General features: G+C 47.0%; 25 protein-coding genes. 15 read left to right on the top strand and 10 right to left on the bottom strand.

The window, feature by feature from the left end:
• The first annotated feature begins 15 nt into the window (after nt 1–15).
• Genes V7S65_RS22740 through V7S65_RS22730 form a run of 3 tightly spaced genes read left to right on the top strand, consistent with a single transcriptional unit; the run spans nt 16 to nt 2279 of the window.
• Nucleotides 16–435 (top strand): DsrE family protein, encoded by a 420-nt coding sequence (locus tag V7S65_RS22740; RefSeq protein WP_336387569.1) that lies wholly within the window; start codon nt 16–18, stop codon nt 433–435.
• Nucleotides 436–445: 10 nt separating this feature from the next.
• Complete coding sequence (locus V7S65_RS22735) at nt 446–1363, top strand: molybdate ABC transporter substrate-binding protein (RefSeq protein ID WP_336387570.1); 918 nt, start codon at nt 446–448, stop codon at nt 1361–1363.
• A 22-nt stretch (nt 1364–1385) separates the two neighbouring features.
• A complete protein-coding gene (locus V7S65_RS22730) occupies nt 1386–2279 on the top strand; it encodes a LysR substrate-binding domain-containing protein (RefSeq protein WP_079471328.1) in 894 nt (297 codons plus the stop codon).
• 16 nt (nt 2280–2295) lie between these two features.
• On the opposite strand, the gene V7S65_RS22725 is transcribed toward V7S65_RS22730, so the two are convergent.
• The 6 genes from V7S65_RS22725 to V7S65_RS22700 form a co-directional block, all read right to left on the bottom strand.
• A complete protein-coding gene (locus V7S65_RS22725; protein WP_336387571.1) occupies nt 2296–2802 on the bottom strand; it encodes a GNAT family N-acetyltransferase in 507 nt (168 codons plus the stop codon).
• 28 nt (nt 2803–2830) lie between these two features.
• Nucleotides 2831–3580, bottom strand: a complete 750-nt coding sequence (locus V7S65_RS22720) for a metal-dependent hydrolase (protein ID WP_336387572.1) — start codon at nt 3578–3580, stop codon at nt 2831–2833.
• 110 nt (nt 3581–3690) lie between these two features.
• On the bottom strand, nt 3691–4182 hold the full coding sequence (locus V7S65_RS22715) for a lipocalin family protein (protein ID WP_079471331.1): 492 nt from the start codon (nt 4180–4182) through the stop codon (nt 3691–3693).
• Nucleotides 4183–4312: 130 nt separating this feature from the next.
• The gene (locus V7S65_RS22710; RefSeq protein WP_336387573.1) at nt 4313–4804 is read right to left on the bottom strand and encodes a hypothetical protein; all 492 of its coding nucleotides are present in this window, start codon (nt 4802–4804) and stop codon (nt 4313–4315) included.
• Between the two features lie 131 nt (nt 4805–4935).
• On the bottom strand, nt 4936–5409 hold the full coding sequence (locus tag V7S65_RS22705; protein WP_079471333.1) for a hypothetical protein: 474 nt from the start codon (nt 5407–5409) through the stop codon (nt 4936–4938).
• On the bottom strand, nt 5400–5900 hold the full coding sequence (locus V7S65_RS22700; protein ID WP_079471334.1) for an RNA polymerase sigma factor: 501 nt from the start codon (nt 5898–5900) through the stop codon (nt 5400–5402). The genes V7S65_RS22705 and V7S65_RS22700 overlap by 10 nt, the downstream gene beginning before the upstream one ends.
• Nucleotides 5901–6215: 315 nt before the next feature.
• Between V7S65_RS22700 and V7S65_RS22695 the strand changes: the two genes are divergently transcribed.
• From V7S65_RS22695 to V7S65_RS22685, 3 genes are read left to right on the top strand one after another with little or no spacing between them, the layout of a single operon-like run.
• Entirely contained in the window at nt 6216–7487 is a 1272-nt protein-coding gene (locus V7S65_RS22695) for an acetyl-CoA hydrolase/transferase family protein (protein ID WP_336387574.1), read from the top strand.
• Between the two features lie 16 nt (nt 7488–7503).
• Nucleotides 7504–8511 carry a lipid A deacylase LpxR family protein gene (locus V7S65_RS22690; RefSeq protein ID WP_336387575.1) on the top strand — a complete coding sequence of 336 codons (1008 nt, stop codon included), beginning with the start codon at nt 7504–7506 and terminating at the stop codon, nt 8509–8511.
• A 25-nt stretch (nt 8512–8536) separates the two neighbouring features.
• Entirely contained in the window at nt 8537–9079 is a 543-nt protein-coding gene (locus V7S65_RS22685) for a hypothetical protein (RefSeq protein WP_336387576.1), read from the top strand.
• Here V7S65_RS22685 and V7S65_RS22680 read toward each other — a convergent pair.
• Nucleotides 9066–9542 carry an SRPBCC family protein gene (locus V7S65_RS22680; protein WP_336387577.1) on the bottom strand — a complete coding sequence of 159 codons (477 nt, stop codon included), beginning with the start codon at nt 9540–9542 and terminating at the stop codon, nt 9066–9068. The two genes, V7S65_RS22685 and V7S65_RS22680, sit on opposite strands and share 14 nt — an antisense overlap.
• Before the next feature lie 106 nt (nt 9543–9648).
• Between V7S65_RS22680 and V7S65_RS22675 the strand changes: the two genes are divergently transcribed.
• Together V7S65_RS22675 and recR are read left to right on the top strand one after the other, a co-directional pair.
• Nucleotides 9649–11106 carry an Ig-like domain-containing protein gene (locus V7S65_RS22675; RefSeq protein ID WP_079471338.1) on the top strand — a complete coding sequence of 486 codons (1458 nt, stop codon included), beginning with the start codon at nt 9649–9651 and terminating at the stop codon, nt 11104–11106.
• Between the two features lie 60 nt (nt 11107–11166).
• Complete coding sequence (gene recR, locus V7S65_RS22670) at nt 11167–11787, top strand: recombination mediator RecR (protein WP_079471339.1); 621 nt, start codon at nt 11167–11169, stop codon at nt 11785–11787.
• An 87-nt stretch (nt 11788–11874) separates the two neighbouring features.
• Here recR and V7S65_RS22665 read toward each other — a convergent pair whose 3' ends face one another.
• Entirely contained in the window at nt 11875–12093 is a 219-nt protein-coding gene (locus tag V7S65_RS22665; protein ID WP_079471340.1) for a hypothetical protein, read from the bottom strand.
• A gap of 423 nt (nt 12094–12516) precedes the next feature.
• Between V7S65_RS22665 and V7S65_RS22660 the strand changes: the two genes are divergently transcribed.
• From V7S65_RS22660 to V7S65_RS22635, 6 genes are all read left to right on the top strand, one after another.
• A complete protein-coding gene (locus V7S65_RS22660) occupies nt 12517–13533 on the top strand; it encodes a homocysteine S-methyltransferase family protein (protein WP_079471341.1) in 1017 nt (338 codons plus the stop codon).
• 45 nt (nt 13534–13578) lie between these two features.
• The gene (gene metH, locus V7S65_RS22655) at nt 13579–16344 is read left to right on the top strand and encodes a methionine synthase (RefSeq protein WP_336387578.1); all 2766 of its coding nucleotides are present in this window, start codon (nt 13579–13581) and stop codon (nt 16342–16344) included.
• 126 nt (nt 16345–16470) lie between these two features.
• The gene (locus V7S65_RS22650; RefSeq protein ID WP_079471343.1) at nt 16471–17235 is read left to right on the top strand and encodes an exodeoxyribonuclease III; all 765 of its coding nucleotides are present in this window, start codon (nt 16471–16473) and stop codon (nt 17233–17235) included.
• A 12-nt stretch (nt 17236–17247) separates the two neighbouring features.
• A complete protein-coding gene (locus V7S65_RS22645) occupies nt 17248–17550 on the top strand; it encodes a DUF4286 family protein (RefSeq protein WP_336387579.1) in 303 nt (100 codons plus the stop codon).
• A 316-nt stretch (nt 17551–17866) separates the two neighbouring features.
• Nucleotides 17867–18136, top strand: coding sequence for an HU family DNA-binding protein (locus V7S65_RS22640; protein ID WP_029465307.1), 270 nt, complete (start codon nt 17867–17869; stop codon nt 18134–18136).
• A 152-nt stretch (nt 18137–18288) separates the two neighbouring features.
• Nucleotides 18289–18408 carry a 30S ribosomal protein THX gene (locus tag V7S65_RS22635; protein ID WP_079471345.1) on the top strand — a complete coding sequence of 40 codons (120 nt, stop codon included), beginning with the start codon at nt 18289–18291 and terminating at the stop codon, nt 18406–18408.
• Between the two features lie 76 nt (nt 18409–18484).
• Here the strand turns inward: V7S65_RS22635 and pdxH are convergent, their stop codons facing one another.
• The gene (pdxH, locus tag V7S65_RS22630) at nt 18485–19132 is read right to left on the bottom strand and encodes a pyridoxamine 5'-phosphate oxidase (protein WP_200817307.1); all 648 of its coding nucleotides are present in this window, start codon (nt 19130–19132) and stop codon (nt 18485–18487) included.
• Between the two features lie 85 nt (nt 19133–19217).
• Here pdxH and V7S65_RS22625 point away from each other — a divergent pair, with 85 nt between their 5' ends.
• Entirely contained in the window at nt 19218–20336 is a 1119-nt protein-coding gene (locus tag V7S65_RS22625; RefSeq protein WP_159454371.1) for a DUF3298 and DUF4163 domain-containing protein, read from the top strand.
• 68 nt (nt 20337–20404) lie between these two features.
• Here V7S65_RS22625 and pyrH read toward each other — a convergent pair whose 3' ends face one another.
• A complete protein-coding gene (pyrH, locus tag V7S65_RS22620; RefSeq protein ID WP_079471347.1) occupies nt 20405–21118 on the bottom strand; it encodes a UMP kinase in 714 nt (237 codons plus the stop codon).
• Between the last annotated feature and the right edge of the window lie 144 nt (nt 21119–21262).

The following is a 21262-nucleotide window of genomic DNA, read 5'->3' as shown; positions in this document are numbered from 1 at the left end:
TCAAAAACGTACACCATGAAAAAAATAACACTCCTGCTCTGTCTTTTCACCCTGCTAAGCGCCCAATATGCCATGAGCCAGCGTAAACCCAGATACAGGGCTGTTTACCAGCTAAACAGCGACGATGATAAAGTGATCCGCAATACCCTCCGCAATATCAAAAATGCGCTGGAAGATCCACGGCTGCAAAACCAGGTAATCATTGAACTGGTGGCCCACGGCGGTGGTGTAACGGCTTACAGAAAGGATCATCCCTATGAATCCCTGCTACAGGAACTGCAATCAAAAGGCGTGCTGCTGGTAGAATGCGAAAACACCCTGCGGGAAAGGAAAATCTCCAAAGAAGAATTATTTCCCTTCATTCAATATACCCCCAGTGGTAATGGTGAACTGATTATAAAACAGTCAGAAGGCTGGAGTTACATACACCCATAAACCAACCATCATGAAACAATTTATCACTATGCTGATAGTAACACTGCTATCAGTACAGGCCCTTCATGCCCAGGACCACCGCTTCGACCCTCCCTGGAATACGCCACCATCCGGCGGTGTAGCCTTTACGGTACCTGGCATCGACAATGTACCCGACCTTTATGGCGACATTATAGATCCGCAGCTGGTCATCTTCTTTGCAGGTAACCAGTTTATGGTGATCGATTCCCTGATCACTGATTTTAAAAAGACATATCCGCAATATCAACGCGTATTTGCGGAAACATTACCACCAGGTATCCTGGCGCAGCAAATCATCACCGGGTCGCTGGTATTGGGGAATCTTCGTATAGCCGTAACGCCCGATATCTATACCGCCGGGAAAGGCCGCATAGATCAGTTGCGGGATAGCTTCTCCCTGGTAAAAAATTATGCAGGAAATACCCTCTCTATCATGGTGCAACGGGATAATCCAAAAAACATCCGCAGCCTGGCAGATCTCGGGCGCAAAGATGTGCAGGTAAGTATGCCCAACCCTGCCTGGGAAGGCATTGGCAAACGCATAGAAGAAGCTTATGTAAAGGCCGGCGGCATCGCTTTACAGCAAACCATCATGAAAGAAAAAGCAGCAAAAGGCAGTACTTATCTTACTAAAATACATCACCGGGAAACACCGCTGCGCATTCTCCGGCAACAGTCGGATGCAGGCCCTGTATGGTTTACAGAAGCATACTACCAGCAAATGATCCATCACCCGGTAAGTGTGGTGAATATTCCTGAAAAGGAAAACATCAAGGCTTCTTACTGGGCCGGTATATTGAAAAGCGCACCACATCCGCAGGCGGCCAGGGATTTCATGGACTTCCTCATGGGCCCCGCCGGACAAGGTATTTATAAACACTTCGGCTTTACGCCGCCTGAGTTGTAAGGTATTTTTGTATTTTTAGTGCATGTTCGATTTCAGACTCAAAGTATTTCACACCGTCGCCAAGCGTCTCAGCTTCACCAAAGCTGCAGAGGAATTATATATTTCACAACCGGCTGTTACCAAACATATACATGAACTGGAGCAACAGCTGGGCATGGCGTTGTTTGAAAGGATCGGGAATAAAATAAAACTTACCCGTACAGGAGTGCTGGTAATGCATCATGCAGAAATTATTTTTACCGATTACCGCAACCTGGAGTATGATGTAAATCAGCTGAAACACATGCAGGGCGGACTGTTGCCCATAGGCGCCAGCACTACTATTGCGCAATACCTGATCCCACCGCTGCTGGCGAAATTCAACCAGCGGTACCCCGATGTAAAAACATCGCTCACCAGCGGAAATACCGAGCAGATAGAACAGGCATTATTTGAAAAAAGCATTCAGCTGGGTATCATTGAAGGCAGTTCCAAAAATCCTTTGCTGAAATATGTGGAGTTTGCAAAAGATGAAATTGTGCTGGTGGGCAATATGAAGCATCAGTATGGCAATGGCGAACCGCTTAGCGCCGCCGATCTTAAAACCATTCCCCTGCTGATGAGGGAACATGGCTCCGGCACGCTGGAAGTGATTACCGAGGAGCTGAAACGTCTGAAGTTAAAAATCACCGATCTGAACGTGGCCATGTATATGGGCAGTACAGAAAGCATCAAATCATACCTGCACCATTCGCCCTGTGCAGCCTTTATTTCTTCACAGGCTGTGCAGCGCGAACTGGAGCTGGGAGAGTTCAGGATATTACCGGTAAAGAATTTCAAACTGGTAAGAAAACTTCACTTCACTTACCTGCAGGGCTTACAGGATAAGCTTTGCCAGCTTTTCATCCGTTTTGCAAAACAGAACATGGTGGAATAACGATAACGTATCTACGCTATTTATTCAGGAGCTGCCAGTGCAGCATCTCCCCGGGTGATTTCACTTCCTCCATACCCAGGTGTTGCAGCACCTTCATGGAAGCGGTGTTGGTAACATCGCATTCGGCGATCAGTTTTTTCACATGTGGCTGCCGGAAAGCCCATTCCACCAGTGCGGTGGCGGCTTCGCGCATATACCCTTTTTTGCGCCAGTAAGGCAGCAGGGTATAGCCTATTTCTATTACACCGTTTTTATCGGGGCGTCCTTTAAAACCGATATCGCCGATCACAGTTCCTTCTTCTTTATTTACAATGATCCAGAGCATCCAGGGAAACGACCGGGGATCATGCTGGAGCAATTCAATAAAATGAGGCAATTGTTCTTTCAGGTCGGGTTGCGGCCAGTTTTCCGGGATGTTTGCCTGCAGCGTTTCGCGGGCATGCGGATGTTCCAGGAATATCTGCGTAAGCAGTGGCAAACGGCAGGGATATATAAGCAGTCGGTTGGTATTCAGGGGTAACATATGTCGGGATTTATGGCATATTTGTTCACTAATGATGGCTGGCCTTCACAATAGCGGTATCCAGTATTTCGCCAGGCTTCAGTACATGAATCTGTAAGCGGTCCAGGTCTTCCGTCAGCGCGCGCAGCCGCTCAGGCGTACCCGTGAGCGTAGGCATTGTTCCGTAATGACAGGGGATCAGGTGTTTTACTTTCAGCAAACGTGCAGCAAATGCGGCTTCCAGTGGTCCCATTGTAAAACGGTCGCCGATAGGCAAAATGGCGATATCCGGCTCATATATCTCACCAATCAGTTCCATATCACCAAATACAGATGTATCTCCGGAATAATATACAGAGATGTCGTCGCTCATCCAAACAATGAAACCATTGGTGGCGTGCGGGTAGCCGATTTTACCGTCCGGCAGGGGGATATGCGCAAAATGAAAGGCATTGGTCATGGTTACTTTTACATCCATTACTGACAGGGTGCCTCCGGCATTGAGCGGTTCAAACGCATGATCCGGCACGCCCTGTTCCTGCAAATAAAACCTCACTATCGGATTGGCAATCACTTTGGGCGACCTGGTGCGGATAATGTCCACTATTTTACTGTCGAGGTGATCACGGTGTCCGTGTGTAATAAGGATGAGGTCTATCTTATCCGGAATCGTTAAACCGGAAGGCAGTGCAGGATTATTGGTATACCAGGGATCTATTAATATCACGTGACCTTCGGGGGTGGTAATCCTGAAGCTTGCATGCGCCAGGAACTGAATCTGTGACTGTTGCGTGCTCATAGTAATGGTGCTTAATGATCTAAATATACATCTTTTGGAAAAAAGACAGCGGAGACCAAAGAACATGATCTCCGCTGCATTTAATAAGCTAACACTATGAGCGATAGCGGTTATTTACGTTGCAGGGTGTATATAATGGCTGCACTTTTATTCTCGAAGCTGATGTTTGCTCTCCAGGTCATAACACTACCGGCACCGGTAATTTCCATGCGGTAACCTTCGGTTACATTCTTTGCTTTATCGCCACTGTACAGCTTTTTGAAGCCGAACATGCTTACGCCGCCACTTTTGGTCAGCGACCAGGCAATGTTCTGGGTAACAGCGCTGCAACCATTTTCTGTAGAGGTGAGCGTGTAGGAACCCATCGCATAGTTATCCGGCAGGATCCACTGGCTGCCGATAAAGCACTTGGCGTTGGCTTCATCAAATACAGTTACTTTGGCGTTTTCAGGAATTCCTTCGTATTTAATATCAGTTAAAACCCAGTTACCTTTTACGGCGCCTTTATTAATGTCTTGGGTGACACCTTGTTTTGGGGAGCAGGAAGATGCAAAAACGGCAACTATCGCCATTAGTAACGCTGCAAATGAAAATTTTCTCATGGGAAATTAGTTTGTGTGTTTAAATGCCAATGTATTCAACACGCAGCTATCAAATAAGGTTTTATAACAGCCGGAATACAGGGGCAATTTCAGCATTTGCAATAAACGTACCAAATGAAAGTATGCCCGTTTAACGGGTTACAGGGGCTGGATAGGTTGCAGGCGGCACTTTGAGCTTAAACAGGATATCTTCCAGCATCTGGGCGCGGTGGTAGAAATGCCAGGTACTGGCCGCCAGCGACATGGCCAGTACGGCGAGGGCAATAAAAGCGCAACGCCACCATACGCTTACAGTGATCCGGCGGTTCCAGAAAGAGTCGAGGGGGATATATGTATGATGAAAATTCGTATGCTCATAGGGGTTATAACCGCCCCGTGGCCGGTCTTCCCAATCCTTATCCGGTTTAATCCGCTGCAAAACGGCATTTTTTATTTTTACCGGTGGCAGGGAACCTTCTTCCATCAGTTTGTCTTCTATCCGCAGTTCTGCGGCAGTAAATTCCAGGTCCAGCAATGGGTAGATCCGGCGCAGGTGCAGCAGCTCATCTTCCTGTTCAGGAGAGGCGAGCCCCAACAGATAACGCTCAATAATGCCGCTTTCTATATAGTTACTGATGTTCAAACTGCCCGTTTAAATTAACCAAGGATATAAAATATAAATAATAAATACTATATCTATAGATACGTTAACCCACTTCTGGTGGATTCTCAAAATGGTAAAATCTTTAAAATAACGACAATCCGGATAGAAAATTATAACAAGGGGTTTTGTGTTTGTTCCTGCCGGATCATCTGGTGCAGGTTGTCGCTGCGTTGTTGTTCCTGCGACATACGGTACTTGAGGTAGTAAAAAATGGCCAGGAAAAGAAAAACCTTGGACATAATGAAGAAGATAATAAAAAAGATCTTCCACCAGCGGTGAACAGTGATATGATCACCATCTTTCGGCTGGATGTTGATAAACGTATAATTGGAAGAAGGATCTGAATAGGCATGTCCATCTTCCCACCTGATTTTCTGCAGCACCCGGTCGCGTATTTCCGCGGGCGGCATGGCGGGCTCATCAAACGCGGCGCTTTCCAGGCGGCGTTCAACGTATTCGACTTCCGTATCCAGTTCCGGATACAGCCTTCTCATGTGCTGCAGCTCTTCTACTTCTTCTTCAGAAGCCAGGCCCAGCACGAAGGACTCGATAATACCGCTTTCTATGTAAAATTTTAGTTCCAAGTCTTTTTTAAGAATTGTCTGAAAGACTTCATCGCTTCTTTCAGGATGTCATTTATCTGCCCCTCCGGCAAAGCCAGTAAGCGGGCTATCGTTGTGATTGATAATCCTTTAAAATAACTAAGCCGGAACACCTGTTGTTGATCGGCTGGCAGCATCAGGTAGAATTGCTGCAATAAGCCATCTTCCTGCTTCATCAGCTCCGTACCGGTTAACGCGGTCTCCGGCAGGGCCTCCTTGATGGCGAATTCTCTCGCTTTACGTAGTAACCAGGTAAATAAAATACGATGACCTGAGGTCCGGAATGTTCCAATGTTTTGGAATGACCAGAGAAATACCTTTACTATCACTTCATTTGCACGCTCTTTTACCGGCACAAGCTGCAATACAATGTTATAAAGAGCCCCGGCGTAACGGTCGTATAACAACTCTTTTGCCGCAGGATCTCCAATTATTAACTGCTCAATGAGCCTCTGCTCACTTATATTTGCCAAATCTCGCCGCAAAGAAGTTGTGTACCAGGTTTAGAATGCTAATATATAGAAATAAAACAGGGTGTAGGTCATAACATCTATATGAATTTATCAACATGCCTAGCTAAAATGGATAACTACGGCATGAACCCGGCTGGTATAGCCGGTATTCCTGTAATTCAGTGTATCCTTCACCGTTATTTCCCCCCTGGCTCCAACAATTTCCCATCCGGGTTGTTGAAAGTTATCAGCACTGAGAAGTATTAAAAATACAACATGATAACGCTCATTGTTATTCTTTTTGCCGCACGATAATTTTGGAGAAAATATCACCGCATGTCTTACACATCCATTACAGCAGCCGTACAGCTGATCCAGTCCGGCCACACTGTATTTATCCATACCGCGGCAGCCACTCCACGGGAGCTTGTCAACGCTATGACCGCCCGCAGCCATGAACTGAAAAAGGTACGGCTGGTAAGTATCCATACCGAATGGGAAGCGCCCTATGCCTCCCCTGAACATGCGCACGCATTTGAAATAGATGCCTTCTTTGTAGGCAAAAATATCCGGCAGGCGGTAAATGAAGGCCGGGCCAACTACGTTCCCATGTTTCTCAGCGAAATACCCAGGTATTTCCGCACCTGCGAACAACCGATAGACGTGGCGCTCGTCTCTGTTTCCCCGCCGGATAAAAACGGCTACTGCACCCTCGGCGTATCCTGCGATGTTTCTAAAGCCGCCGTGGATACCGCTAAAATTATCATCGCAGAAGTAAATCCACGCATGCCGCGTGTACTGGGCGATGGCGTTATTCATATTTCCAGGATAAACGCTGCTGTGGAAGTAGATTACCCTATTTATGCCCAAACCATCCGGCCATCCACCCACGTAGAACTGGCAATAGGCCGCAACGTGGCCTCCCTTATTGATGACCGCGCCACCTTGCAGATGGGCATCGGCGGTATTCCAAACGCCGTTTTGCAATGCCTCTCCAATCACAAAGATCTCGGCATCCACACCGAAATGTTTTCCGATGGCATCATCGACCTCGTGGAAAGAGGCGTAATCACCGGCAAATACAAAGCCGTACACCCCGGCCTGCTCATCTCCAGCTTCGCCATCGGGAGCCAGCGGCTGTACGACTTTATGGATACCAATCTCATTATGCGGCTCATGGATGTGGAATACGTGAATAATCCCACCACTATCCGCAAAAACCCCAGGGTAACTGCCATCAACAGTGCCATAGAAATTGATATCTTCGGACAGGTATGTGCCGACTCAATCGGGTTCAGACAATACAGCGGCGTAGGCGGACAAATGGATTTCATGCGTGGCGCGGCCCTCTCCGAAGGAGGCAAACCCATTATTGCCATTCCCTCTACTACCTCTAAAGGTGTTTCGCGCATCGTATCACACCTGCAACCCGGCGCCAGCGTAGTTACCACCCGGGCGCACGTGCACTATGTGGTCACGGAATACGGCATCGCACATCTGCGCGGGAAAAACCTGCGGCAACGAGCACAGGCCCTCATCGATATTGCTCATCCGGATCACCGGGAAGCACTGGAAAAAAAAGCATTTGAGATATTCAGGGTATTCTGATATTAATGCCAATTTTATGAAGGGATTTCTTCCGGTCATATTGCTTTGTATCATGGCGGTAACCGCGTCCGCGCAAATCACGCAGGACGCTACCAAACAATTAAGGATATACGAAGACGACGACTACTTTAATGTATGGGGACGGGGAACAGACCGTGGTTACAGCAACGGCAGCAGCATAGGTTATCTCTACATGAAAGAAAAGAAATCAGTATTCCTCGATAAATGGATACTTCCCGCAGCAGGCAGAAACGCTGTTAATGTATTTGAGTGGAGTGCCATGCAGGTCATGATCACCCCTAACCAGATTGCAGATACCAGCTTTAACCCAAAGGACTTTTATTATGCCGGCGCATTGTATGCCACCCGCGGGCTCACCTCTTACAACCCCGAAAAAAAGTACAGCTTCCATTCGGAATTTGTATTCGGCGTGCTGGGCCCGTGGGCGTTTGCCAAAGAAACCCAAACTTTCTTCCATAAACTTATCGGTTACCAGCCACCCAGGGGCTGGGAATACCAGGTGCCCAATGCACCGCTGATCAACTATAGTTTCACCTATGAAAAAATGTTGTGGAGCCCTGTTGATTACCTCGAAATTATTGGCAGCGCCAATGCTAAACTGGGTACCATGACTACCGCCGTAAGCGCCCTCACCTATATCCGGGCAGGACTTTTCAATCCTTACTTCGGCAACCGCAGTTTACCGGTGGCTGTCAAAAAAAGATTTCAGCTGTATGCTATGGCCAGACCACAATTTACTTTTACAGGATATAATGCGCTGTTGCAGGGCGGTATTTTTAAGTCGAGGGATACAAATTTTGAAGAATTATCCAACTACCAGCAAACGCGGATGCGGCACTTCAGCATTGGCATGGATTACGGCATCGGGATTGTTATTAACCGCGCCACCATCAGCTATACACAGAAAACCCGCACCGAATGGATGAGCGGTACCGGGAAACATTCCGTGGGCAATATTACCCTCCTCATACCGATCTCCCGTAAAACTATTCCCGGCAATTAATGTTATCTATCAAAACATATTTCCCATGCATGTTAAACTGATAGTACTTGCTGTTTGTATAATGGCCACTGTTTCCTGCGCCAACAGCGGTACAAAAACGGAGAGCGACAGCACTGCCGCCGGCAGTGATACCACGCTGAACGTAGAGCCCAACCCCAACAGCCAGCTTGAAGTAAAACCCATTTCCGGCTATTTCCTGAAAAACACGATTACGGTGAATGACAGTCTTACCTTCTGGCTCATTGATAACCAGGCATCGTTCGACAGCCTGTTTGGAATGGCTAAAACCATGAACAATACCATCGATAAGCCCGACTTTGGCACGCAGATCGTAGTGGCCGCCACTATGCCGCCTACTTTCTATGGTACGCAGATTCAACTGGAATCCGCTACGTCAGATAATGCAAACAACAACGCCTCGCTGCATTTTGTGGCTACTTCCAATCCCAGCAGAGGCAGCGCCAGCACCGTTCCGCTATGGCTGGGTGCCGTTCCAAAAACCGGCAAAAGCACCTTCCAGCTTTACACCGGCGATCATTTAACAAAAACCATCACTACTCAGCAGTAGGCCGGCCAAATATTTTTTCAACGGCCTGAAACCGGTATGCAAACAGGGCTTCCAGCTGTTTCTTTACAAACAGCCGGTGAGCCAGTTTACCGAGCCAGCCAAAAGGCAGCCGGTAATGAACCAGGTCCGTCATTTTTACGCCGCCGGGTACTGCCTGGAAATGATGTTCATGGTGCCAGATGCTGTAGGGGCCTACCCGTTGCTCATCTACAAAATAATCCAGGTATGCTACATGGGTGATTTCTGTCATCCATTCCAGCGGAATGCCCGCTACCGGTGATACAAAATAGGTGATGATCTGTCCGGGGTATACCTGTCCTGTATAGGGCGGGGAAGTAACAGTGAACCGCATAGTAGGAGGCGTAATATGCGCCAGGTTATTGGGGTTGGAAAAATAGTTCCAAACCTCCTCCGGTGGGGCAGGGATCACCTGGGTATGTTGCATGAAATAAATACTTGCCATATATAAGATTAAGGAAAAAATATGGTTCTGGTCATTAGCAGCTGCCAAATTCGTATTTCTTTGAAATGAGTTCGTAAGTTTGTGCCTGATTAATCCGATCAGGTACATGAATCAATATATCAGGGGCTGGGTTTTCTGGCTGATGTTTATACTCGTTTCCATTTCATTTACGCGATGCGCCAACATTGTGCCACCCAGCGGCGGACCGAGGGACAGTGTGCCTCCCGTATTGCTGCAGGCTAACCCCAGGGATTCCACCCTTCACTTCAACAGCAAAAAAGTGACGTTCATCTTTGATGAATATGTGGAACTGGATAATGTGAACGATAAGCTGATTGTATCGCCAACGCTGAAACGCACGCCGATTGTCACGGCCAAGCTGCACACGGTAACCCTTGAAATAAAGGATACGCTGAAACCAAATACTACCTATACTTTCAATTTCGCGGACGCTATCCGGGATATCAACGAACGTAATATTTCGGCTGATTTCCAGTATGTGGTGTCCACCGGCGACTATCTCGACAGCCTCCAGGTGTCTGGTCACCTGATAGATGCGGAAAACGGCCGGGTAGACAGTAACGTGGCTGTTATGCTGTACCGCGATCTGACCGATTCTATTGTGTCGAAGGAAAAACCGGTGTATTACGCTAAAACCAAAGGGGATGGCTCGTTCCGCTTTAAGAACATTGCACCCGGCTCGTATAAAATTTTTGCCCTGAAAGAAGAAGACCGTGACCTGCAGTATAGTCAGCCTACGGAAATGATCGCCTTCGTGGAGGCGCCGATTGTATTAACAGAAAGCAACCTGGCCGATGTGAACCTGCTGTTATTTATGGAAGCAGATAGTACCATCAAGCCACCACCGGAACCTGTTGATTCTTCTATGCTTGAACAGGAAGAGGAAGAAAAGAAAAAGAAGAAGCTGCCGAAACTAACTGCTACTCCTACGCTTGATGGAGGAATGCAGGAATTGCCGGCGCCGCTGAAGATTACATTTTCGCTGCCACTGAGGAACCTGGACAGCGCCAGAACCATTCTTGGGGAAGACAGCGCCTACACGCCGGTTACCTTTACCAGCACAATGGATTCTACCCGTACCCAGTTAACAATCGGCTATACCTGGAAAGAAGGCACTCCATACCGGTTCATTATTCCTAAAGATGCGCCTACCGATACTGCCGGGCAGCAACTGGCCAGACCGGATACCCTTAATTTCCGGACCAAAAAGGTAGCGGATTACGCCATTTTCACGGTTACAGAACTCAATATCAGCGATAGTACAAAAAGTGCCATCAACGATTCCGCCATGCACTATGTAGTGCAGCTGGTACAGGATAAAACCATTAAATATTCCGGCACTGTTGTAAACGGCAAGTGGAGCCAGCGGTTTATTACACCCGGCGAATACGACATCCGCGTGTTGCTCGATACCAATGGTAATGGCAAATGGGACCGTGGTAGCTACTATACCAAGCCTAAAAGGCAGCCGGAGCGGGTAATCAATATTGAAAAAGTAAACCTGAAGGCGTACTGGACGGTACCCAAAAAGATAAGCATCTAAATAATCGTTGCGGAGGGAACAGTGCTGCTCCCTCCGCTCCAATATTCCTAACTTTGCACTATGATATTTTCCTCTGCGCTGATAGAAAACGCGGTAAATGAATTTGCCAAACTGCCGGGCATCGGTAAAAAAACCGCCCTGCGACTGGTGTTGCACCTGCTGAAACAGGAAACAGCCCAGGTGGAACAGTTTGGGGATGTGATAGCACGGATGCGGCAACAGATACAGTTCTGCAAGGTTTGTCACAATGTGTCGGATGCGGAAGTATGCAGCATCTGCAGCAGTCATTCCCGGCAAAAGCAGGTGGTATGTGTGGTGGAAAGCATCCGCGATGTGATGGCTATTGAAAACACGCAGCAGTTCAATGGCTTATACCATGTACTGGGTGGGATCATTTCTCCTATTGATGGTATTGGTCCTGATCAGCTGAATATTCATTCGCTGGTAGAAAGAGTTCAGTATCAGGGAGTAGAAGAAGTGATTATGGCGGTAAGTCCTACTATTGAAGGGGATACTACTATTTACTATCTCTCTAAAAAATTAAAAGAATTCCCCGTAAAAATTACCACTATTGCCCGTGGTATTGCCTTTGGGGGAGAGCTGGAATATGCAGATGAGATGACGCTGGCGAGGTCTATCAGCAACCGGTTACCACTGGAAAGCTATGTACAGAACAAATAAATAACGCCTTGAGGTGATATAAAAAAATACGGGTGCTCAATAGCACCCGTCTTCGTTTAACCTGTAATTCCACGTTATGAAAAGTTGTCAGACAGCATCCTTTGAAGGATGGTCCGGAAATATTGTATGATTGGTTTCTGATTCCTGTTGTTGTTGCAGCTCTTTCCACCGCTGCATTTCATATTTATTCAAGAAGCATACCTTAAACACTTCAGACTGGTTTCCGTTGCCGGATTGGGGCACTGGTTGTAATCCCAGGCTTGCCAGGTGCTGATGCAGGGTATGAATATGTTCTGATATAGTCATGACTGACGTTAGTTTTGTTGTAATAAAATATTTGAGAAGAACTAATGATGAATCTGTTAATTGCAGCAACGGCAACTACAAGGAGTGCAGGCAAAGGGCTGGTGGGAGGCCATAACCGGGTAAATCACTATATTTCTATCATTTTGTTGCATTGTATCTTTCTATTACCCTACAAATATAGTAGACTTTGTAGACTACTTCCAAATTAAATTTATAGGTATAAACAAAATCTATATTTATTTATAGAGATATATAGCCTGAAAAAGAGCAGATCAAAGCCGGGCAGATCCCGGAATCCACGCAAATCACAAAACAATAAATTAGCTGGGAAAAGGTTATATTTGTGGACTCGTTCAGGGTGGATTTGTTTATTGTTCGACCCTGTTCTTTTCTTAACTGTAACTAATAAACGCCTTGATAAATATGAAATCTTTACAAGACTGCGCCAATGAGCGCATACTTATTATCGATGGTGCAATGGGCACCATGATCCAACGATATCAACTCCAGGAATCCGACTACAGGGGCACCCGCTTTGCTAACTATCCCAGTGATCTTAAAGGCAATAACGACCTCCTTAATCTTACACAGCCTCATATTATTGAAGCCATTCACAAGGAGTACCTGGAAGCCGGGGCTGACATTATTGAAACCAATACTTTCAGCAGCACCTCTATTGCTATGGCCGACTACGATATGCAGGCACTGGCTTATGAGCTGAATGTAGCCGCTGCACAGATAGCCAAAAGAGCTACTGCAGAGTATACCGCTAAAAACCCCGACAAGCCCCGTTTTGTGGCTGGCGCCATAGGGCCCATGAATAAAACCTTGTCGCTGTCGCCGGATGTAAATAATCCCGGGTTCCGCTCCGTATACTTCGACGAAGTGGCCGCAGCCTACGAAGAACAGGTGCGTGGCCTCTCTGAAGGCGGTGTGGATATCCTCCTGATAGAAACCATTTTTGATACGCTGAACTGCAAAGCAGCGATCTATGCCATCAAGAAGTACTACCGCGAATCGGGGAAACCCCAGATCCCGGTAATGATTTCCGGTACCATCACAGACGCCTCCGGCAGAACCCTCAGCGGGCAAACCCTGGAAGCATTCTATATCTCTGTGATGCACGCCAATCCGTTCTCCATCGGTTTAAACTGCGCCTTAGGCGGTCAGCAGATGCGCCCCTATGTAGAGGAGCTTTCCAACATAGCCAGCTGCTATGTTAGCTGCTACCCCAACGCCGGCTTGCCAAATGCCTTCGGGGAATATGATGAGGAACCGGAAGATACCGCCTGCATTATTGAAGACTTTGCCGCCTCCGGCTTTGTTAACATAGTAGGTGGCTGCTGCGGTACCACTCCTGATCATATACGCCACATTGCAGAACATGTGAAACATATCAAACCACGCCTCAAACCCGTATTAGCCGAAACACTCGCCTGATCAAACCGTGGCAGGTTTTCTATTCAAACATCACTTACAGCAGAAATGAGCGAAACAACTATAAATAATACAGATACCGCCAACGAACCTATTGTCAGCGAAGAACGCAGGGTAATCAAACCCTTTATGCGCCTGAGCGGACTGGAACCTTTGGTGGTAAGACCTGAAACCAACTTCATTAACGTAGGGGAACGTACCAACGTAACCGGCTCCAAGAAATTTGCCCGTCTCGTAAGAGAAGGACTGTTCGAAGAAGCCCTGTCTGTTGCCCGTCAGCAGGTAGAAAGCGGTGCGCAGATCCTCGACGTAAACATGGACGATGCCCTGCTCGACGGGGAAACCGCCATGTCTACCTTCCTGAACCTCCTGGCAGGAGAACCGGATATTTCCCGTATCCCGGTGATGATCGACTCCAGTAAGTTTTCCGTCATTGAAGCCGGCCTGAAATGCGTACAGGGTAAATGTATTGTGAACTCCATCAGCTTAAAGGAAGGAGAAGCCAAATTCATTGAACAGGCGCACATCTGCAAAAGCTACGGCGCTGCCGTAGTTGTAATGGCCTTCGATGAACACGGCCAGGCCGACACCGAAGAAAAAAGAGTGAGCTTCAGTCACCGCGCCTATAAAATACTCACCGAAGTAGTGGGATACGATCCCCAGGATATCATCTTTGATCCCAATATCTTCGCCATCGCCACCGGTATCGAAGAACATAATAACTACGCCGTAGAGTTCATTAACGCTACCCGTCGCATCAAACAACTGATGCCCCTGGCAAAAATCAGCGGCGGCGTAAGTAACGTATCCTTCTCTTTCCGTGGTAACGAAACCGTGAGAGAGGCCATGCACTCCGTATTCCTGTTCCATGCCATCAAAGCAGGAATGGATATGGGTATTGTGAATGCCGGGATGCTGCAGATTTATGACGACATTGAACCAACCCTCCGCGAACTTTGTGAGGATGCCATACTAAACAGAAGAGACGACGCAACCGAAAGGCTCATACAGTTCGCAGAAACCGTAAAGGCCAAAGGAAAAGTAGTAGAGAAGGATGAAACCTGGCGGCTGGGCTCTGTGGAAGATCGTTTGAGCCACGCCCTCGTAAATGGTATTACAGACTATATAGATGGAGATACAGAAGAAGCGCGCCAGAAATACCCGCGTCCGCTGGATGTGATCGAAGGCCCGCTGATGGCTGGTATGAACATCGTAGGCGATCTCTTTGGCAGCGGTAAAATGTTCCTCCCGCAGGTGGTAAAAAGCGCCCGCGTGATGAAAAAATCCGTGGCCATCCTCACTCCATATATTGAAGAAGAGAAATTACGTATACAGGCCGAACATGGCGGAGAAATAAAAGCCGCCGGTAAAATTTTGCTGGCTACCGTAAAAGGCGATGTACACGATATCGGTAAAAACATTGTAGGCGTAGTACTGGCCTGCAACGGCTATGAGATCATTGACCTCGGTGTAATGGTACCGGCTGAAAAGATCCTCCAGACCGCCCGCCAGGAAAAGGTGGACATAATTGGTTTGAGTGGCCTCATCACGCCTAGTCTTGATGAAATGGTACACGTAGCCCGCGAACTGAAACGGCAGGATTTCAATATTCCGCTGATCATCGGAGGCGCCACTACCAGCCGTACACATACCGCGGTTAAAATAGCCCAGGAATATGCACATGGCGTAGTACACGTACTGGACGCGTCCCGCAGCGTAACCGTTACCGGCAGCCTGCTTAACAAAGCGCTGAAACCCGACTTCCTGGCCGGTATACAAACAGAATATCAAAAGCTGAACGAAGCTTTCAAGAATAAAAAACAAACCAAACAATTCCTCCCGATCGCAGCGGCACAGGCCAACAAAACCGTCATTAACTGGGATACCTTTACCCCGGTAAAGCCTAAAATGACCGGTGTGATGAAGTTTGAGAACTATGACCTCGGGGAAATTGCGAAGTATATCGACTGGCAGCCATTCTTCATTGCCTGGGAACTGCATGGTAAATTCCCGCAGATCCTTACCGATGAAGTAGTAGGCGTAGAAGCCACCCGCCTGTTTAATGATGCAAAGGAATTATTAAACAAAGTAATTGAAGAAAAATGGCTGGGCGCCAATGCTGTTATTGGGCTCTATCCCGCCAACAGAGTGGCCGCAGATTCCGTGATGGTAACACCCGAACAACCGGACATTAAACCGGTACAACTGGAATTCCTGCGTCAGCAGGTAAAGAAAGCACCGGGGCAGCCGAACCTTTCCCTCGCCGATTTCATTGCTCCTGCCGAATCCGGCAAAACCGACTATATCGGCGGCTTTGCGGTAACCACCGGCGTAGGCATTGAAAAGTGGCTCGATAAATTCAAAGCAGAACACGACGACTATAACAGCATCATGCTCAAAGCACTGGCCGACAGGCTCGCCGAAGCCTTTGCAGAACTGATGCACGAACGGGTGCGTAAAGAGTTCTGGGGATATGCTACAGAAGAACACCTGAGCAACGAAGACCTTATCAAAGAAGCCTATGCAGGTATCCGTCCGGCGCCGGGATATCCCGCCTGCCCTGACCATACCGAAAAGTGGAAATTGTTTGATCTGCTGAACGCCACCGAGAATACTGGTATTACCCTTACCGAATCACTGGCCATGTATCCCGCTTCCAGCGTGAGCGGCTGGTATTTCGCCAATCCGGAAGGTAAATATTTCGGTCTCGGAAAAATTGAAAAAGACCAGGTAACAGACTATGCTGCCCGTAAGAACTGGACAGTGGAAGAAGCCGAACAGTGGCTCCGTCCGAACCTCGAATACGATATCTAAAAGCATTACAGCCTGAATTGTTACGGATCTGTGGAGGGATAACAGCGGAATTTTTCGCCTTTATTATCTGACCACAGGTCCGTAATTCGTAAATTTAAGGATGTAATTCCCTAAACAACACCCAACATGAGAATCATATCTTACAATGTGAATGGCCTGAGGTCAGCCATGACTAAAGGTTTTACAGAATGGTTACAAACAGATCCCGCTGATATTATCTGCCTGCAGGAAATAAAGGCCCACCAGGAAAATATCGACTTTCAGCAATTCGACAATCTCGGCTATGCACATTACTGGTACCCTGCGCAAAAGAAAGGGTACAGCGGTGTAGCAGTGCTCACCCGTATTAAACCCGACTTTGTACAATATGGTAGTGGCCACGGCCAGAGCGACCTTGAAGGCCGCTTTATAAGGCTTGATTTCGGCGATATTACCCTGATCAATACTTACTTCCCCTCCGGTACCAGCGGTGAGCTGCGGCAGACCTATAAATACCAGTGGCTGGAAGAGTTCTTTCAATACCTCGAAGAACTGAAGAAAACCCGCCCCAACCTGGTTGTATGTGGCGATTACAATATTTGCCACAAGCCAATAGATATCCATGACCCCGTGGGCAATAAAAACTCCACCGGTTTCCTGCCTGAAGAACGCGCATGGATGGACCGTTTCTTTGAAAGCGGCTTTGTAGACAGCTTCCGTCATTTTAATACAGATCCTCATCAGTACAGCTGGTGGAGCTTCCGGGCCAATGCGAGAAACAATAACAAGGGCTGGCGTATCGACTATATCAACGTATCCGCACCATTGAAAGGGTTGCTGAAACATGCCACTATTTATCAACAGGTAAAACACTCAGATCATTGTCCGGTGTTCGTGGAGCTGGCAGTATAAATAAAGAGGCGTATGATTATATATAATGTAACCACCAAAGTGGCCACAGATACATCTTTACGGTGGCTGCAATGGTTGCGGGAAGAACATATTCCGGCGATGCTGGCTACGGGATTATTCCGTGATTACCGCATCAGCCGCCTGCTGGAGCAGGATGATGAAGAGGGACCCACCTATGTTGTGCAATATTTTGCGGACGGCCTGGACGACTATCAATCCTTCGCAGACCAGTACCAACAGGCCCTGCGGCAAAGAGGATATGAGCTTTTCGGTGATCGTTTTATTGCGTTTACAACCGTAATGGAGGTGCTTTAAGTAAGGGATCTTTACTAAACTTATCCACAGGAAATCCACTATTTTCGGGGCATCCGGACTTTGGTACAATAGTTGGCTCAATCCCGCGTTAATAGTAAAAAAGCAGGCAAACATGCCACGGTACAGGGTTCTATGCGATCCTGCTAAAAGGTTGTCCTTTAGCACGTAAAAGACCAATCAGCTGTAACCGTTACCAGTAGCGTTTTTCAGCCTATAAAATTTTCTATAAAAAAGCTGTAAAAAATTTGGTAATCTGATAAAACGCGCTATATTTGCTCACATCAAACATTTTTTCACTAGTTAAATCTTACTAACTATGAACAAAGCCGAATTAATCGACAAGCTTGCTAAAGATGCAGCTATTACCAAAACCCAGGCTAACGAAGCTCTGGACTCTTTCACCAAAGCTGTTGCTGATACCCTGAAAAAAGGTGGTAAAGTAACTTTGGTTGGTTTCGGTACTTTCTCCGTTTCTAAACGTGCTGCACGTAACGGTAGAAACCCACAAACCGGTCAGATCATCAAGATCAAAGCTAAGAAAGTTGCTAAGTTCAAGGCTGGTAAAGCTTTATCCGACAAGCTCTAATCAGTTAACACAACTTATTCAAGCAAGGAACAGTTATGTTTCTTGCTTTTTTTTTATATCAAACGGCCAGTACTACGCTATTTCATCGAATTACAGTATTTTGCAGCCTGATAACATCATATTTAACAACAACAAACTTCAAATTATTCGTTATGGGTAGAGGAGATATTAAAACCAAAAAAGGTAAGATCTTCAGTAAATCTTTCGGTAAGGTTAGATCTGCAAAGACCAGAAAAAATACTGCCGCAAAAGCTGCTGCACCAAAAGCTTAATTTTACGCTTTTAGTAAAATGCCGCTAAGATTATTCACATAATCTTAGCGGCATTTTTATTTGGAAGACGGATTTGTCAAGGCGCCAGGCGCTCAATTTTCCAGCCTCCTTCAGGTGTTAATGTATACAGGATCCTGTCGTGCAACCGGCTGCTTCTCCCCTGCCAGAATTCCATCACCTGTGGCTTCACGATATAACCTCCCCAGTAATCAGGTCTCTGGGGGGCCTCCTGCTGATATTTTGCCGCTACCTGGTCTACCTGTTCTTCCAGGAAAGATCGGCCCGGAATGACCTTGCTCTGTGGCGAGGCAATGGCACCGATCCGGCTGCCCTCCGGCCGGCTGTTGTAATACTCATTACTTACCGATACCGGCGCCTTACTAACGGTACCCTCTATACGAACCTGCCGCTCCAGCTCCCGCCAGAAGAACAACAGACTAACATGCGGATTCAGCGCCAGCTCCTGCCCCTTGCGGCTTTCGTAGTTGGTAAAAAACAAAAAGCCATCGTCATCAAAACTCTTTAATAATACAATCCTTGCAGACGGACGGCCATCCGGTGTACTGGTGGCCAGCGTCATGGCATTGGCTTCATCAATTTCACTGCTGATAGCATCCTGCCACCATTTCCCAAACTGGGACAAGGGATAAGGCGCTACCTCACTTTCATCCAGGGAAGCCAGCTTATAATCTTTTCGTAAATCAGCTATTTTCTGGTTCAACATGGTCTGTTATTTTTATGATTCAAACGGGTCCTCAAAGGTATGGAAGGATAATAGTAATTTTGATGTACCTGATATAAATCATACTATGAAAAGAGTTTCTCTACTGGTACTGCTGATAGCCGTTGCACTACTCTCCTGTCACACAAGAAATAACAACAATGGCAAGGCACCGGCTAACACCGCCAACATCATTGTACCACTGGCTTCTACCCCCCTTTTCTATACCCAGCTCAAAGGAAAACTGGGCAATAAGGAAATTACCATGCAATTGCTGAAAACCGCGCCCCACCTGTTCCGCGGCTACTATTGCGACGATAGTACCGGGCAACCCATTTCTTTATGGGGCACCCTGGATTCTACCCTGGTGAACATTTATGAAGAAACCAATAACAGCTCGGAAGACCGTCTCTTCAGCGGTTATTTTTCTGATGATGGAAAATTTAAAGGCGTATGGCATGGTGATGGCACCTCTTATCATTTTGAACTGCATACCGATCTGAAAAACGCTGTACCGCTGAAAGTATTCTACCAGATCGATTCTGCACGGCTGGCGCCTTCCATATCCAAATCGCCGGTAGGCACCGTGTCCAACAGTATCATCTGGCCCGACTCCCTGGTGGATAGCACCATCGCCCGGTTTATTATAGGCCAGGTAACAGGGAATAGCCGCGCTACTGACCCGCAGAAATTCCTGCGAAAAGGAATCGACTCCTTTATCCTGAGCTACCGGTATTCTGCTAAAGATGCCGACAGTACGGAGTTTAACGATAATACTACTGCCGTATCATGGAACTGGACTACAGATAACGATATGAAAGTAGTGTACAACACCTGGCCTTTACTGGTGATAGAAAAATATGCATACGACTTTACCGGCGGGGCCCATGGCAACTGGGGCGCCACCTATTACACGCTGGATCTGTCTAAACGTAAAGTGCTTACCCCCGATGATATTTTTAAACCGGGTTATAAAGAAGCGCTGAGCGGGTTGCTGGACAAAGCTTTCAGGAAACGGTTCAATATGAGTGAAGAAGATGCATTGGACCAGAACCTGCTGGTAAAGAACATCCCGCCGAATAACAATATGATTGTTACCGGCAAGGGAGTAGCATTTAGTTATGTGCCTTACGAGATCGGGCCATATGCACTGGGCCAGGTAACCCTGTACATCCCGCTTTCGGAGATGAAGAGTATATTAAAATAACCGCCGGTTGAGGGCATAAAAAAGCAGCGAAGAACAAATAGTCTTCGCTGCTTTTTTTATGCGTTTACTTATCCCTTTACTAAAGTACCCACATTTTTACCCATGATCACGTTCAGGAGGTTACCCTGACGGTTCATATCAAACACGATAATAGGCAGCTTATTTTCCTGGCAAAGGGTAAAGGCTGTCATATCCATCACGTTGAGGGATTTCTGGTATACTTCTGAGAAAGTAATGGTTTCGTAGCGGGTGGCTGTTTTATCTTTTTCAGGATCAGCAGTATAGATTCCATCTACACGGGTTCCTTTGAGGATTACATCGGCCTGAATTTCTATAGCGCGTAAGGAGGCGGCAGTATCAGTAGTGAAGTACGGGTTACCGGTACCTCCTCCGAATATTACTACGCGGCCTTTTTCCACGTGACGGATAGCGCGGCGGCGGATATAAGGTTCTGCGATCTGTTCCATTTTGATGGCAGACTGGAGGCGGGTATAAAGACCAACTCTTTCCAGACCGCTTTGGAGAGCCATACCATTGATTACGGTGGCGAGCATTCCCATGTAATCTCCCTGGGCTCTTTCAATACCGGTATCGGCTTCGTTCATTCCGCGGTAGATATTACCTCCGCCAATAACGATGGCTACCTGAACTCCCAGATCGGTAACTGCCTTAATATCGTAGGCATACTGAGATATCACCTTCGGATCAATACCATAATTTGCATCCCCCATGAGGGCCTCCCCGCTCAATTTGAGCAAAATACGCTTATACTTTGGCAACATGACGCTATAAAATATTGTAAGATTGTGATTTTCCTAATACTGATTACGGTATTCTAATATACAACTTAAATGCAGAAAGGAGGAAAGGAAGAAAAAAATGCCTTTTCTGATACCTGTTTACTGTCCTTTTATGTGTATGATTAG

It is taken from the genome of Chitinophaga sp. CCNWYY40 (assembly GCF_037483205.1).
GTDB classification, from domain to species: Bacteria; Bacteroidota; Bacteroidia; order Chitinophagales; family Chitinophagaceae; genus Chitinophaga; species Chitinophaga ginsengisegetis.
This window is presented reverse-complemented; position numbering and strand designations above follow the sequence as displayed.